Annotated in this window: 1 protein-coding gene; it reads right to left on the minus strand. The window is 26.1% G+C overall.

The window, feature by feature from the left end:
* Positions 1–470: 470 nt before the first annotated feature.
* Complete coding sequence (locus tag V7014_RS27020) at positions 471–710, minus strand: hypothetical protein (protein ID WP_335512200.1); 240 nt, start codon at positions 708–710, stop codon at positions 471–473.
* Positions 711–1,037: the final 327 nt, after the last annotated feature.

Consider the following 1,037-nt stretch of genomic DNA (forward strand, 5'->3'; position numbering starts at 1 on the left):
ATTATTTGTAATTTTTAAAAATTTGAATATATTTTTATATTTTATGTCAATAATTTTATAAAAATAACTTTATTTTTCTTCATATAATAAACAATAGACATAATATTTTCTTCCCACAAGAACGTAAGCGCTTTCAAATAATATAGTCCTAAGTCCTGAACCCTTTATTACTCTAATGTATTGCACATTAATACATGCAGAAATTATAAAATTAGATAATTACTTAACAAAATCAATAAATTATCTTTAAATAATATATATGCTAATTAATTCCTCTTTAACATTTTGTATCACTTTTTCTATTAAAAAAGAGTTCCTTAAACAGTTCACTACATCAAGAAAAATTGCTAACAAAGCAGGTTATGAATATTCAAGCTAGATTTAGATCTAAACTTTTCTAACTGTAAATAGTTTTATTCATTAATTTTCTATGTGAAAGAAAGTCTTCTTTCACATAGAAAGGTTAAATCTTATGCGTATTTAATACCAGCTGGTTTAATATTTTCAATTAAATCTGAGCTACATGGAGTAACTGCGTATGTCATTTCACAATTTGGACAGTTCATAATCACTGTTTCTAATGTGAAATTTTCTCCACACTCACAAGTTATTTCATGAGCTACCTTTGGTGGAAATTGATCTTTTCCTTTACTTTTTACATGGTCTACAATAGCCTTACCATCTTTTAACTTTGAACAACCACAGCTCATTTAAATAACCTCCAAAATTCTATTTTACTCTATTCTATATTAGAACAATGCAACTAGACATGTGATATAGTGAACAATATCGCACACATTTGTACTCAGGCTTTTTCTTTATTAACTATCCCACTATCTACATAACTGTATAATTCAGTTATGTTAAAAGGAGTTATTAAAAAAATGCCAAATAAAAGATTATCTATCACACAAACAGCTTAAGAAATCATGGAGCAAATGTTAATTAGGGAGCTCAATTTATTAATTAATAATTACAATCCATTAGAAACGGATTTGCCCTTCAAAAAGTAAATTTTATTAGAACTAGTTGATTAC

The sequence above is a fragment of the Bacillus sp. JJ722 genome, from assembly GCF_036963345.1.
In the GTDB taxonomy this organism is placed as follows: Bacteria; Bacillota; Bacilli; order Bacillales; family DSM-1321; genus Bacillus_AD.